The sequence below is a fragment of the Chlorobium ferrooxidans DSM 13031 genome (assembly GCF_000168715.1).
GTDB lineage: Bacteria > Bacteroidota > Chlorobiia > Chlorobiales > Chlorobiaceae > Chlorobium > Chlorobium ferrooxidans.
Genome location: NZ_AASE01000016.1, coordinates 1 through 13,377 on the forward strand (window position 1 = coordinate 1; position 13,377 = coordinate 13,377).

The 13,377-nt window shown below is 51.0% G+C and carries 12 protein-coding genes and 1 tRNA gene; 7 read left to right on the forward strand and 6 right to left on the reverse strand.

The genetic code is table 11. The features are described from left to right. The 4 genes from CFERDRAFT_RS08110 to pyrF form a co-directional block, all read right to left on the reverse strand. Positions 1-465 (reverse strand): ferritin-like domain-containing protein (locus CFERDRAFT_RS08110; RefSeq protein ID WP_006366734.1); only part of this gene is annotated, 465 nt, incomplete at its 3' end. 43 nt (positions 466-508) lie between these two features. Then, positions 509-1,450: a TIGR01777 family oxidoreductase gene (locus CFERDRAFT_RS08115; protein ID WP_006366735.1), complete on the reverse strand. Its 942-nt coding sequence runs from the start codon at positions 1,448-1,450 to the stop codon at positions 509-511. 176 nt (positions 1,451-1,626) lie between these two features. Next, a complete protein-coding gene (glmS, locus tag CFERDRAFT_RS08120) occupies positions 1,627-3,471 on the reverse strand; it encodes a glutamine--fructose-6-phosphate transaminase (isomerizing) (protein WP_006366736.1) in 1,845 nt (614 codons plus the stop codon). Between the two features lie 120 nt (positions 3,472-3,591). Continuing rightward, complete coding sequence (gene pyrF, locus CFERDRAFT_RS08125; protein ID WP_006366737.1) at positions 3,592-4,428, reverse strand: orotidine-5'-phosphate decarboxylase; 837 nt, start codon at positions 4,426-4,428, stop codon at positions 3,592-3,594. Between the two features lie 255 nt (positions 4,429-4,683). On the opposite strand from pyrF, the gene ftsH reads away from it, so the two are divergent. Together ftsH and CFERDRAFT_RS08135 are read left to right on the forward strand one after the other, a co-directional pair. Further along, the gene (gene ftsH, locus CFERDRAFT_RS08130; RefSeq protein WP_006366738.1) at positions 4,684-6,789 is read left to right on the forward strand and encodes an ATP-dependent zinc metalloprotease FtsH; all 2,106 of its coding nucleotides are present in this window, start codon (positions 4,684-4,686) and stop codon (positions 6,787-6,789) included. A 24-nt stretch (positions 6,790-6,813) separates the two neighbouring features. After that, positions 6,814-7,077, forward strand: coding sequence for an acylphosphatase (locus CFERDRAFT_RS08135; RefSeq protein WP_232209786.1), 264 nt, complete (start codon positions 6,814-6,816; stop codon positions 7,075-7,077). Between the two features lie 69 nt (positions 7,078-7,146). Here the strand turns inward: CFERDRAFT_RS08135 and CFERDRAFT_RS08140 are convergent. Further along, a tRNA-Val gene (locus tag CFERDRAFT_RS08140) sits at positions 7,147-7,220 on the reverse strand. A gap of 253 nt (positions 7,221-7,473) precedes the next feature. Here CFERDRAFT_RS08140 and CFERDRAFT_RS08145 point away from each other — a divergent pair. From CFERDRAFT_RS08145 to CFERDRAFT_RS08165, 5 genes are all read left to right on the forward strand, one after another. Next, complete coding sequence (locus CFERDRAFT_RS08145) at positions 7,474-8,622, forward strand: 1-deoxy-D-xylulose-5-phosphate reductoisomerase (protein WP_006366739.1); 1,149 nt, start codon at positions 7,474-7,476, stop codon at positions 8,620-8,622. A gap of 80 nt (positions 8,623-8,702) precedes the next feature. Next, positions 8,703-10,064: an RIP metalloprotease RseP gene (rseP, locus tag CFERDRAFT_RS08150; protein WP_006366740.1), complete on the forward strand. Its 1,362-nt coding sequence runs from the start codon at positions 8,703-8,705 to the stop codon at positions 10,062-10,064. Positions 10,065-10,082: 18 nt separating this feature from the next. After that, positions 10,083-11,156: a peptide chain release factor 1 gene (prfA, locus tag CFERDRAFT_RS08155; protein ID WP_006366741.1), complete on the forward strand. Its 1,074-nt coding sequence runs from the start codon at positions 10,083-10,085 to the stop codon at positions 11,154-11,156. 118 nt (positions 11,157-11,274) lie between these two features. Further along, on the forward strand, positions 11,275-11,886 hold the full coding sequence (locus CFERDRAFT_RS08160; RefSeq protein WP_006366742.1) for a DUF1997 domain-containing protein: 612 nt from the start codon (positions 11,275-11,277) through the stop codon (positions 11,884-11,886). A gap of 15 nt (positions 11,887-11,901) precedes the next feature. Then, positions 11,902-12,417, forward strand: a complete 516-nt coding sequence (locus tag CFERDRAFT_RS08165; RefSeq protein ID WP_006366743.1) for a nitroreductase family protein — start codon at positions 11,902-11,904, stop codon at positions 12,415-12,417. A gap of 85 nt (positions 12,418-12,502) precedes the next feature. On the opposite strand, the gene CFERDRAFT_RS08170 is transcribed toward CFERDRAFT_RS08165, so the two are convergent. Beyond that, positions 12,503-13,366, reverse strand: coding sequence for a CPBP family intramembrane glutamic endopeptidase (locus CFERDRAFT_RS08170; RefSeq protein WP_006366745.1), 864 nt, complete (start codon positions 13,364-13,366; stop codon positions 12,503-12,505). Positions 13,367-13,377 lie beyond the last annotated feature (11 nt).

The window sequence follows — 13,377 nt, forward strand, 5'->3', positions numbered from 1 at the left end:
AAGAAGCGCCTGTAAATCCTCTTCATGCTCCACCTCATCCTGGAGAATCTGTACGGCAAGGTTATAGGTAACGGGATCCTTGAGCCCTATTTCACTGATAATGCTGTTATAGACATTGATGGCACACTGCTCTCCCGAAATATTCTGTTCAAGAATCTTTTTTACAAAGGGATCATCCGGCACGGCATATCCACAGTTTGCAAAGGTAAACCAATCGCGCGGCGAGGCAATGGGTGTTCCTCCAAGCTGAATAATCCTTGCTGTAATCATATCGGCATGCCGGAGTTCATCGGCAGCATGCAGAACCAGCTCGGAAATCACGGCATCTTTCATCGGCCCCTGCACTATCTTGGATCCAACCCAGTACTGGTAATAGGCCAGCCACTCATCAGCAAATGCCTTGTTAAGCAGCTCAAGAACACGGGGAAGATGCTCCCCTACAATTTCCCGTCCTCTGGTCCCCATGGCATACTCCTGTTTTTTTGTTTAGAACCATATCCTGATACCACTATTTCTGATTGTCAATCAGCTCTCTCAGCGCGGCGGAGAGGCTGGTATAGCTGAAAGCAAAACCATGGTCCAGCAGAAAACCGGGTTTGACTTTCTGGCCTTTTACGGCGTACTCAGCCCCCTCTCCAAGAAGAAGCTGGACCGCAAACTTCGGTACAGGGAAAAGGGATGGCTTGCCGAGAACCGCTCCGAGCTGAGCAGCAAACTCTTTCATGGTAACAGGTTCAGGGTTGACTGCGTTAATCGCTCCCCTGTATGCAGGGTTATCAAGTGCTTCAATAATGCAATTGATCTCATCATCAATGTGAATCCAGGAAATGCACTGGAGGCCGGAACCTACAGGCCCGCCAAGAAACCAGGAGAACGGGGTTATCATCTTCTGCAGCATCCCCCCTTTTGTCGAAAGGACTATTCCGGTTCTCAACAGCACAAGACGCACTCCTGTTTTTTCAGCAGCGAGCGCCTCCTTTTCCCAGTCAATACAGATTTTAGCAAGAAAATCACTGCCCTGGGGAGCAGATTCAAACAAATCGGAAGAATCGGCGCATCGCTCAAATGAACCATAGTAACCAATAGCCGTTGCGGAAATAAAAACCCCCGGTTTTTCCTCAGCACCGGCAATCGCCGAAACAATGTGGCGGGTACCTGAAATTCTGGAATTATAACACTCCTTCTTGTGCTCGTCACTCCAGCGGCTTTCAAGAAGCGGCTTTCCTGCAAGATGAATCACACCTTTGGCGCCGCTGATAAAGCCGGTCCACGCACCATCCGCCATATCCGAGTCCCACCTTACATATCCGGCAGCACCGGGAATTTTTTGTTCAGCAGTGTCAGGCGAGCGGACAAACAGAACAACCTTCTCTCCCCGCTCAATCAACTTCCGAGCAAGTTCAACACCGATCACTCCGGTAGCTCCGGTAATAACAATATGACCCTGCATACCTCCGTCCAGTTAAATGATTAGAATTGCACTCCCTTAGCAGTATTGGAACGGGCAACGACCGATAATAATTCCCGAACAGGGATCGGATAAAAACAAGAAAGCCGGGAGCAGGGGGCCACCCTTCCCGGCTTTCTACCGTTAACCACCTGCTCTCCTGTTATAAAGGAGCATTCTTACTCCACGGTAACCGATTTGGCGAGGTTTCTCGGTCGGTCAACATTGCAGCCGCGAAGTGTAGCGATATGATAGGCAAGCAGCTGCAGAGGAATCACCGTCAGGAGCGGCGTAATCGGGCCTGAGGCCTGGGGAATATAGATAACATGCTCGGCCAGACGGGCAACCTCCTTGTCCCCCTCGCTGGCAATAGCGATGACCCTTCCTTTACGGCTGCGGACCTCTTCGATATTGCTCAAAATTTTTGCATAGGTACTGTCGCGGGTGGCAATGAAAATTACCGGCATATCCTCGTCAATCAGGGCGATCGGCCCGTGTTTCATCTCTGCGGCAGGGTAGCCTTCCGCATGGATATACGAAATCTCCTTGAGTTTGAGTGCCCCTTCAAGAGCAACAGGGAAGTTATAGCCGCGCCCGAGATAGAGAAAGTTCTTTGCATCCTTGAACCGTTCAGCGATATCCCTGATCTGACCGTCAAGATTGAGAATTCTGTCTGCCTTTGCCGGCAGGTCGGCCAACTCTGTGAGGTTAAGAATAATCTCATCGTGGGAGATGGTCCGTCCTTTGCTGAGCGCCATGGCAAGCATATAGAGCATGATAACCTGGGCAGTAAACGCTTTGGTCGAGGCGACACCGACCTCCGGGCCGGCATGTGTGTACATACCGCAAAGGGTTTCACGGGCAATGGTGGAGCCGACAACGTTGCATATTCCCATAACGAGAGCACCTTTCTCCTTTGCCGTACGCAAAGCCGCCAGCGTATCGGCAGTTTCACCCGACTGGGAGATAACGATCACAACATCATCTTTACCGACAATAGGATTACGGTACCTGAACTCCGAGGCATAATCCACCTCAACAGGAATCCGGGCAAACTCCTCAATAAGGTACTCACCGATCAGACCTGCATGCCAGCTCGTACCGCAGGCGCATATTACAATACGTTTGGCCTGTTTGAGGCGGTCGAGATAATCCTCAATTCCGCCAAGACAGACTCGTCCCTCCTCAAGACGAACACGCCCTCTCATCACATCATGCATGACGCTCGGCTGCTCAAAGATCTCCTTGAGCATGAAATGTTCGAAACCGCCTTTCTCTATCTTTTCCAGGGAAAAATCAAGTTCGGTAACCAGCTTTTCCTGTTCGACATTCTCGATGGTCTTGACCGAATAACCCTCCTTGGTCACCACGGCAAGCTCGCCGTCAGAGAGGTAAACGACCTTATTGGTATGCTCGACGATAGGTGCCGCATCGGAAGCAATAAAAAACTCCCCTTCGCCGATACCGATCACCAGAGGACTTCCCTTGCGTGCAACAACAATTCTGTCGGGCTCACGCGATGAGATCACACAGAGACCGTAGGCTCCGTCAACATGACGAAGCGCCGTGCGGGTCGCTGACTCAAGATCAAGGGATGCATCTTTTTTCCACAACCAGTCGATAAGATGAACAAGCACCTCTGAATCCGTATCGCTGATAAACAGATAACCCTCGGAGATGAGCTCCTGCTTGAGGGCTGAGTAATTTTCGATAATACCGTTATGAATAACGGCAATATCCCCGGCAGCATTCAAATGGGGATGTGCATTGCGATCACTCGGATCACCATGGGTCGCCCAACGGGTATGGCCTATACCAATCGTCGCGCCCGGCATCTTTTCCCTGAGCTTGGCAGTATCTGTTTCCAGACCGCTGACGTTGCCCTTCTGCTTCATAACTGAAATGGTGCCGTTCAGGAGGGCGATTCCCGCCGAATCATAACCACGATATTCAAGTCTTTTCAAGCCCTTCAAAAGTACAGGCGCAGCTTCCTGCCAGCCTATATAACCAACAATTCCACACATAATACTCTGTTTTTAACTCTCTTTTGTACCCGCAATAAGAATCGGAGATGAACGTTGCGGCCTTTTCTCCTAATTAGAACAAAACAATATAAAATGATTCCGGTTCAAACGCATCGCCGCCTATAAAACACGCCGCATCCCATCGTAAATCTTCTTCGCTTCTTCAGCGACAGCGAGTTCATAGTCGTCAATGGATAAAAACAACCCCGATCCTGAAACTTCGGGATAGATGAGCGCACGGCTGACGTTGATAAGCGCACTTTGGCGATCGGCATCAACACCAAGATCCACCGCTTCTTCAAGAGATCCACCCTGGGCTCCAACTCCGGGAATAAGAAAAAAAAGACCCGGTGCTTCACGGCGAATCTCTCCAAGCTGCGAGCTTTTTGTCGCCCCCACAACAACACCGGCATTTGCATTTCTGCTCCAGGAGGCAACTTTACCAAGAACAGACCGGTAGAGCGGAGTGCCATCCTGCATCAACTTCTCTTCAAAATCAGCAGACCCCTCATTTGAGGTAAGGCAAAGAACAAAAACCAGCTTCTCCTCATAGGAAAAAAAAGGCTCAAGGGAGTCAAACCCCATGTACGGGGCTACCGTGACCGCATCAAAAGGCCAGTGTTCAAAAAATGCCCGGGCGTACTTTCTGCTGGTATTGCCGATATCAGCACGCTTGGCATCGGCAATAGTCATAATGGCATCAGGAATAGAGCCGAGCGTGTTTTCCATATCCTGCAAGCCTGCAATACCCCTTGCTTCGTAAAAAGCGGTATTGATCTTGTAGGCGACGGCTACATCACTGGTTGCCCTTATAATAGCACGATTAAACTCAAGAACCGGATTTGCGTAGGCCGAAAAAAGTTCGGGGATTTTATCAGGATCGCTGTCCAGCCCGACACACAGAAGAGATTTCAACGATGATATCCTGCGGTTTGCCTTATCCCGAACTGAACTCATAAACTCCCTCTCTCACGTTTTGTAATAATCCGGAACGCTCCTTCCTCGGCAGAAAAAACTGCATGGAATGAAGATATCCGGGTATGAAACCCGCGCCTGTAATGAAACTTATAGCCGCAGGAATACATTTTATGAGTTGTAATATATAATATGTTTTCTTGCGATATGCTTCATTAAATGAAAGAATCCCGTAAATTAAAGGCCATTAATACCCTGAGAAGCAAGGCCTGTCATTATAACCATGATTGTTGATTGATGTCAAAAAAAACGAGTAGACCTTCAAATCCCTATAAAAACGAACCGGAAAGCAACCTGCCGCGGCCGAAATTCTCGATAATGTACTATGTGGTTGTTATTGTTCTTCTCATCGGAATTCAGCTTGCCTTTTTCTGGTCAGGCTCCACACAGGAAATACCTTACAGCACGTTCCGCAAACTTATCGCTGAAAACAAGATTGAATCGGTCAAGATAGCGCCGGAAAGAATATATGTCAAGCTCAAACCGGGTTCGGTTACCGGTGTTGCAGTCAAGGAGCCGAAAAAAGAGGGGCCGGGGATCCTGCCCCAGTCATCTTCAAAGCCGGATGAGATTTTCGTTAATCCGGTACGCGATGACGGCCTGATTGAGCTGCTCGAAAGCAAGGGAATCAAATACCAGGGTTTGCCAAGCAGCACATGGATCAGCGAACTGCTGCAATGGATTCTCCCATTCGCCCTGCTTCTCGGCATCTACTTTTTTGTATTCCGTCGTATGGGCGGGCCGGGCTCACAGTTCATGAATATCAGCAAAAACAAGGCTGCACTTTATGAAAACCTGGATGAGCATACCCGCATAACATTCAAGGATGTAGCCGGACTTGATGAGGCAAAAGCCGAAGTCATGGAGGTAGTCGATTTCCTCAAGGATCCGAAAAAGTATACCACGCTCGGCGGCAAGCTGCCGAAAGGGGTGCTGCTTGTGGGCCCTCCCGGTACCGGAAAAACACTTCTTGCCAAGGCTGTAGCCGGAGAGGCCGATGTACCGTTTTTCAGCATCAGCGGCTCGGATTTTGTTGAGATGTTTGTCGGTGTCGGTGCCGCAAGAGTCCGCGATCTTTTCAAGCAGGCCAAGGAGAAAGCCCCCTGTATCATCTTTATTGATGAAATTGACGCTGTGGGCCGCAGCCGGGGCAAAGGTGCCATGATGGGTGCCAATGACGAGAGGGAGAACACCCTCAACCAGCTTCTGGTCGAAATGGACGGATTTGCAACCGACAAGGGGGTAATCCTGATGGCTGCAACCAACCGGCCTGACGTGCTCGATTCCGCCCTGCTCCGGCCCGGCCGTTTTGACCGTCAGATCATGGTCGATAAACCGGATCTGAAAGGACGTATCGATATTTTCAAGGTGCACACCAAAAAGCTTTCACTCTCTGCAGATGTCAATCTGAAGGCACTCGCCTCGCAGACTCCGGGATTTGCCGGTGCGGAAATTGCCAATGCTGCAAACGAAGCTGCCCTGCTTGCCTCACGCCGAAACAAGCAGAGCATTGAAATGAAAGATTTTGAAGATGCCATCGAACGGGTTGTCGCCGGACTTGAGAAAAAGAACAAGGTGATCAACCCGCGTGAAAAGCAGATCGTAGCCTATCATGAAGCGGGCCATGCCATTGTCGGCTGGATGATGCCGGAAAACGATCCGGTGCAGAAAATATCCATCGTTCCGCGAGGAATGAGCGCACTCGGCTATACCATGAATATCCCGCTTGAAGATCGTTATCTCATGACGAAAAACGAGCTTCTTGCTCGAATATGCAGTCTTCTCGGAGGGCGCATTGCCGAACAGATCATTTTCAATGAAATCTCGACCGGAGCGCAGAATGACCTTGAAAAAGTCACCAGTATAGCCTACAACATGGTGATGGTTTACGGTATGAGTGACAAGCTCGGCAACCTCTCCTTCTTTGAGAGCAACAACCCCTACTACGGCAGCCCCGGCATCGACAAAAAGTACGGTGAAGAGACCGCACGGCTTATCGACAGGGAGGTCATGGCTATCGTCGAAGAGTCCCGTATCAAAGTCACCGAACTCCTGACCCGGAACCGCGAAAAACTTGAAAAGCTCGCTTCTGAACTGCTGCTTAAGGAGATGCTGCAGTACAGTCAGATTGAGGAGATTCTCGGGAAACGACCGGAGGGACTTTTTCCTGTTCATCTCGAAGAGGAGCCACTCCCGGACATTGATGAAGAGAGCGCTGAAACAGCAACCGATCCGAAAGAATCGCCTGCAAATGGTTCTGCGCCTCTCAGCGATACCGAGCAGGCTGAACTTGAAGCCGCTGTTGCACGACTCAAAGAGGCTCGAAACATACCTGAAAACTGAGCATTCGGGTTTATGCAGAAAAGGATGCATTTGACCGTGTCCGGTCTTGTACAGGGTGTAGGGTTCCGAATGTTCATTGACCGGGTTGCCAATGAGCTGCATCTGGATGGGTGGGTAAAAAACAGGCCCGACGGCACCGTTGAAATCGAGGCTCAGGGAGCAGAGGAAACGCTTGATGAGCTGTTCAGAAGGGCAGAAAAAGGGCCATCCCGAGCCCGGGTCACGGGAATAAAACGAATGGAGATGGCGCCGGACCACTCGTTTTGCGGCTTTACCGTTTTAATGTAACCGATCTGAATAAATGGCAATAAAAAAGGCAGGGGATCTCCTGCCTTTTTTATCATGTAGTGATGTGTGTGGGTCCCGAGGGATTCGAACCCCCGACCTACTGGGTGTAAACCAGCCGCTCTAACCAACTGAGCTAGGAACCCGTGAAAGGCCATAAGTATAGTATAAATTCCCCGGAAGAACAAATAGAAAAATCACTCAAAGCAAGCTCTCCATTCCGGCAATTTGTATGCCTTCACGAAAAAGCATAAATTCAGGCCAACCAAGTTATTACTCAAGGGTCCCCCTGTTTATTATCATGCATCCTGACATGCTCGGGAGCATGAAGCAATCGACGTGCAGAACAAATAAATTGCAGGACCAGCATAAAGCGGCAACCTTTTTTTCTACATCATTATGCGATCAATAGCCATTCTCGGCTCTACCGGCTCCATCGGTGTCAGTACCCTTGATGTTGTAAGGCAGCACCCGGATAAATTCAACGTAACCGGCCTTGCTGCTGGCCGGGATATCACTCTGCTTGCTGAACAGATCAGGGAGTTCAGACCTGAAGCGGTTTCCGTCAGGGATGAAGAGTCCATAGCAAAACTGCATGCCCTTCTGGGGGAGTACAAGCCGGCTATTTTGTCAGGAAGTGAAGGGGCTTCAGCCATTGCCTCCGCAGACGGACCGGATATGGTAGTCTCGGCTATTGTCGGTGCAGCAGGCCTGCTGCCTACGGTAAGCGCCATAAAGGCCGGAAAACATATCGCTCTGGCCAACAAGGAGACGCTCGTGGTTGCAGGGCAGCTGGTATCTGATCTTGTAAAAAAACATAAGGTACAGCTTCTGCCCGTCGACAGTGAGCACTCAGCCATTTTCCAGTCGCTTGAAGGTCACCGCACCGAGGATGTCGAACGCATCATTCTGACCGCTTCAGGGGGACCGTTCCGGAATACATCAGCTGAAGAGCTGAAAAACGTCGGCCTCGAACAGGCCCTGAAACATCCCCAGTGGAGCATGGGAGCAAAGATCACCATTGACTCCGCAACCATGATGAACAAAGGCCTTGAGGTGATTGAAGCTCACTGGCTCTTTAACATGCCTGCGGAAAAGATCGGTGTTGTGGTTCATCCCCAGAGTATCATTCACTCTATGGTTGAATATATAGATGGTTGCGTCATTGCCCAGTTGGGGGCACCCGATATGCGCGCTCCGATTGCCTATGCCCTGTCATACCCGGAAAGGTGCATAAGCGGCATCCAGAAACTGGACCTGATAAAAATCGGAACCCTGACGTTTGAGGAGCCCGATATGGTTCGATTCCCGGCTCTTCGACTCGCATTTGACGCACTGAAAGCCGGCCGGACCTACCCGGCAGTGCTGAATGCAGCGAATGAGATTGCCGTAGCCGCATTTCTTGACAAGAAAATCGCTTTTGTCGATATTGCCGCCACGGTCGAAAAAACCATGCAGGCCCACGATGCATTCACTCCGGTCGAACTTGACGAGTACCTGATGGCTGACCGCTGGGCCAGGGATACGGCAACCAAATTTATCTCATAACCGAGCAAACCAACAAGAGCTCCGGATTTCGCCCATAAACGATGGGCAGATGGTGCGCGCTCTTGAAACGAAGGATACCTATGGACATTCTGAGTACGGCATTTTTTTTCATTCTCGCCATCTTCATTCTGGTAACGGCCCATGAACTCGGCCATTTTCTGACGGCGAAACTCTTCGGCATGCGGGTCGACAAATTCTACATCGGATTCGATTTTTTCGATATGCGGCTCTGGAAAAAGAAGATCGGTGAGACCGAATACGGAGTAGGCGTGTTCCCTCTCGGCGGCTATGTCAAGATTGCCGGTATGGTCGATGAAAGCCTCGATACAAACTTTCAGAACACAAAGCCGGAACCATGGGAGTTCCGTGCCAAACCGGCCTGGCAGCGTCTGATTGTGCTTGCAGGCGGAGTAGCCATGAACATGATTCTTGCTACCCTCATCTTTATCGGCCTTACCCTTGTTCTCGGTGAATCAAGAACAAGCATCAAGAGCCCGGCTTTCGTTGAGAAGGGCTCGGTTTTTGAAACGATGGGGATGAAAACCGGCGACCGGTTTGTTCTTGTGAACGGCAAATCCCTGCCAAGCTGGGAGGAGGTGCTTGATCCTGAACTGCTGACCGCCCGAACACTCGCCTATACGATTGATCGCGACGGGAAAAACATCACGATCAATGCGCCGTCGAACATCATGTCGCGCATCAACGATCAGCAGGGGCTCGGCATACGACCAACCATCCCGCCGGTCATTGATGAAGCGCTGGCGCAGCAGCCTGCCAGTCTGGCAGGAATAAAATCCGGAGGACTCATTACCGCCATCAATGGATTACCGGTAACAGACTGGACCGAAGTTGTCGGAATCATCTCCGCAAATGCCTCCAAACCTATCAGCATTACCTGGTACTATATGGCGTCTGTGCAGGGCAGAGAGATCAGTGCTGAAAAACTCCGCACTGAAGGCCGCGCATTTGTAACCACTGTTGTACCGAGCAAAGCCGGAAAAATAGGTATTTCACTCAAACAGACAATTGCCGGCGAACGGAGAAAACTCGGTGTCGGGGGCTCGATACTCAGCGGTATCAACCAGAGCTGGAAAATGAGCGTCATGACCGTCCAGGGATTTGCAAAAATTTTCTCCGGAGAGGAGGATTTCCGCAAATCTGTAGGAGGCCCCATCAAGATTGCCAAAATCGCCAGCAGAAGCGCTGAACAGGGCCCGGTCAGCTTCCTCTATTTTCTCTCAATGCTCTCGATCTCGCTTGCAATCATCAACATTCTGCCGGTTCCTGCGCTTGACGGCGGCCAGTTTGTGCTCAATGCCGTGGAAGGGATTATTGGACGGGAATTACCTTTCGAGGCAAAGATGCGTATCCAGCAGATCGGCATGGCACTTTTGCTGGCACTCTTTGCATTCATTCTCATCAACGATATTTTCAATCCCTGAGCCTGACAGCCCGACCCGATGCTTGATAAACTGCAATCCATAAAAGAAAAACATCTCGATCTTGAACAGTTGCTGGCTGATCCGAATGCTGCAACTGATCAGGCCCGATTCAGAAAACTCAACAAGGAGTACAGCGACCTCCGGGAGATCGTGCAGGCCTATGATGCCTACGGCCAGGCAAAAACAGAGCTTGATCAATCGAAAAAGCTGCTCGACAGCGAAAGCGATCCGGAGATGCGGGAGCTTGTCCAGGCGGAAATCAGCGAACTCCAGAAAAAACTGCCGGAACTTGAGCAGCATCTGAAGGTTCTGCTTCTGCCGAAGGATGAAGCAGATTCACGTAACGTTATCGTCGAAATCAGGGCCGGTACCGGTGGTGAGGAGGCTGCACTGTTTGCGGCTGATATCCTGAGAATGTATCAGCGCTATGCCGAAAAACAGGGTTGGAAATGTGAGGTGCTGCACTACAATGAAAGCTCCATGCCGGGAGGATTCCGCGAAATCACGCTCGAAGTGAGCGGCCACGATGTCTACGGCACCATGAAATACGAAAGCGGAGTGCACCGGGTGCAGCGCGTCCCCGACACGGAGACGCAGGGGCGTATCCATACCTCGGCCGTTAGCGTTGCTGTACTGCCGGAGGCCGAAGAGGTCGATGTAGAGATCCGAAGGGAGGATCTCCGTTTCGATACCTACAGAAGCGGGGGGAAAGGAGGTCAGAACGTCAACAAGGTGGAGACCGCAGTCCGGATCACGCATATGCCGACCGGTATTGTCTCTGCCTGCCAGGAGGAGCGCTCCCAGCTCCAGAACAAGGAGCGGGCCATGAAAATGCTCCGCACGAAACTCTACGACATCCTGCTTGCCGAGCAGGTACAGCAACGGGCCGACCTTCGCCGCTCAATGGTCACAACCGGTGACCGAAGCGCCAAGATCCGCACCTACAACTATCCTCAATCACGTGTAACCGATCACCGGATAGGATTTACCAGCCATGCGCTTCCGCAGATTCTGCAGGGTGAAATTCAGGACATTATCGATGCCCTCAAAATGCATGACCAGGCCGAACGACTGAAAGCTGAACTCCTCTGAGCAATCAGCAATGCAGCGAATATAGATTTTCATCTCAACTGTTTGTATTTTTCCGGATGCTTCCCGGCAGCAACAGCAGCAGCACTCTGAACCAAACAAAACCTGTGGGACTCTGACAATGGAAATGGATGCAACTGGAATCAGCAAAGGCAACTGGATTTTTTACGGGGATTTTGACCGGACAGCCACCTATCTTTCCGACCAGAAAAAAATACTCGGCTTCAACCCTTTCTGCCACAGCGTTGAGCATACCGATATTGAAAATGTCTACCGATGGCATTTCCGTGTTACCGACCCCCAGAACAACCCCTTCGATGTCATCTTTTATGTCGAACAGACCGATGAACTGCTCGTAGAGCTTCCGGACAATATGGAGTGCACTGACCCGGACAATCTGACCGATGAAGTGATCTCGCGCTATACGGTCGGAAGAAAGGTCCGCTGGAAGCACTACCCTATGCCGAAGCAGGCTGATGATCCCGAGAACTACCTCTTCGTGGGCAAAGCTTCCGGAATGCTTGATATGCATCGCCAGGAGGGCAATAAAACCAGAGTTCACTTTGAATTGAAGATTGATGTCCGCTTTCTGCTCTACCCTGCATTCCGGATCATCCCGAAAAAAATCACCCGCTCCATGATCAACGCAGGAATGTCCATGATTATGCAGACCTCCACAAACCGGATATTCAGCGCCATATCAAAAGACTTTGTAAAAATCGTGCATCTATAAGGAGGAGAACGGCCAATGGACTTTTATGACCTCGTTACCCGGCGCAGCAGTATCCGAAGCTTTGACGGCAATAAAGCCATTCCCGAAGAGGTACTCCGCAGAATTCTCAACGCCGGAAGAGTGGCTCCCTCGGCTAAAAACCTTCAGCCTTGGCGCTTTCTTGTGGTAAGATCACCGGAACTGCTTAAAAAAATCTACCCGGCCTATCCCCGCGACTGGATCCAGAGCGCCCCCGCACTGCTCATTGTTACCGGCAGGCGCGATCAGGCATGGGTGCGCAGCAGGGACGGTTACAACTCCCTCGAAACCGATCTCACCATTGCGATGGATCACCTGATCCTTGCCGCCGCATGGGAAGGTATCGGCACCTGCTGGATTGCCGCCTTTGACCCCGAAATCCTTCATGACGCGCTCCAGCTGGATGCAAGTGACGAGATCTTTGCCTTCACCCCACTCGGCTACCCCGCACCGGATACGGCACCCATGCCGAAAAACCGCAAAGCGCTGGACGAGATTGTTGAGTTTCTTTGAAAAATTGCCTGAAACTATCAGCACAACTCTTCAATCGACTCTTCATCTTCCATAACGCCTATAGGTACTATAAGTCCCATAAGACCTATAGACGCTCTCCCTTTCCCTTTCTGAACCGGTACAGACCAAACCCTACAGCGCAGTTCAGCACAATGCTGACAATGGAGCCCGGAGCCGGCGATACAACAATATCCGCACCGGGAGCTATACGGATAAAGTCATGAAGCAGCAGCGGGTTTCCGACCGCGTTGCTGACCGTATGCAGAAGCAGCAAAGGCCATACTGAGCCGGTCAAGAGCCTGATCTCCCCGTAAACCAGTGACATGGCGATAACCCCGGCAAAGAGCATGAAAAAAAAGAGCATTGGCCCCTGTGAGCTATAGGCCGTAAAGGAGGCCCGGTCCAGAAAGAAGAGGTAGTAGGGAATATGCCATGCCGCCCAGACCACGCCCACCAGAAGATGCCCGGCCAGATCATGCACTCCCAGCGAAGAGAGCCTCGGAGCGAGATAGCCGCGCCAGGCAAACTCCTCAAAAATATTCTTGACAAATGAAGGGGCGAGAGTAACCAGAAAAAGATGCAGGAAAACAGCTGCTCCGGCTGAAGAAAGATCCGGTAACGTGGTCAGCCCGGTAACCATACCGATACAGAGAATAAGTGCAGCAGAAAGGGGAAACAGCACAAGAGCCAGAAAATACCATACAGCTCGCTGCTTCAGCTCCGGCCAGAAACCGAAATCCTTCCAGCCGTCACCGCCAAACCTTCGCAGAAGCAGTGCGGTCAAAAGCGGAGCAGCAATCCAGAGGAGCTGGCCCACCCCTTCCGACCCTACGGGAGTTCCCGATACCACATTCAGCCCCCGGCCGATCCACCCGATTGATAGTGCGATAAATGCAAAAATCCACAGATTGCGGATTGTGGATCTCTTGCTTTGCCTGCCGGTATTCATGTTTCAGATTT

What these genes read in the sequence shown, in the direction of transcription:
- CFERDRAFT_RS08115 (WP_006366735.1), bottom strand. Translation starts at nt 1,450, where the DNA reads ATGCAGGGTCATATTGTTATTACCGGAGCTACCGGAGTGATCGGTGTT.
- glmS (WP_006366736.1), bottom strand. Translation starts at nt 3,471, where the DNA reads ATGTGTGGAATTGTTGGTTATATAGGCTGGCAGGAAGCTGCGCCTGTA.
- pyrF (WP_006366737.1), bottom strand. Translation starts at nt 4,428, where the DNA reads ATGAGTTCAGTTCGGGATAAGGCAAACCGCAGGATATCATCGTTGAAA.
- ftsH (WP_006366738.1), top strand. Translation starts at nt 4,684, where the DNA reads ATGTCAAAAAAAACGAGTAGACCTTCAAATCCCTATAAAAACGAACCG.
- CFERDRAFT_RS08135 (WP_232209786.1), top strand. Translation starts at nt 6,814, where the DNA reads ATGCATTTGACCGTGTCCGGTCTTGTACAGGGTGTAGGGTTCCGAATG.
- CFERDRAFT_RS08145 (WP_006366739.1), top strand. Translation starts at nt 7,474, where the DNA reads ATGCGATCAATAGCCATTCTCGGCTCTACCGGCTCCATCGGTGTCAGT.
- rseP (WP_006366740.1), top strand. Translation starts at nt 8,703, where the DNA reads ATGGACATTCTGAGTACGGCATTTTTTTTCATTCTCGCCATCTTCATT.
- prfA (WP_006366741.1), top strand. Translation starts at nt 10,083, where the DNA reads ATGCTTGATAAACTGCAATCCATAAAAGAAAAACATCTCGATCTTGAA.
- CFERDRAFT_RS08160 (WP_006366742.1), top strand. Translation starts at nt 11,275, where the DNA reads ATGGAAATGGATGCAACTGGAATCAGCAAAGGCAACTGGATTTTTTAC.
- CFERDRAFT_RS08165 (WP_006366743.1), top strand. Translation starts at nt 11,902, where the DNA reads ATGGACTTTTATGACCTCGTTACCCGGCGCAGCAGTATCCGAAGCTTT.
- CFERDRAFT_RS08170 (WP_006366745.1), bottom strand. Translation starts at nt 13,366, where the DNA reads ATGAATACCGGCAGGCAAAGCAAGAGATCCACAATCCGCAATCTGTGG.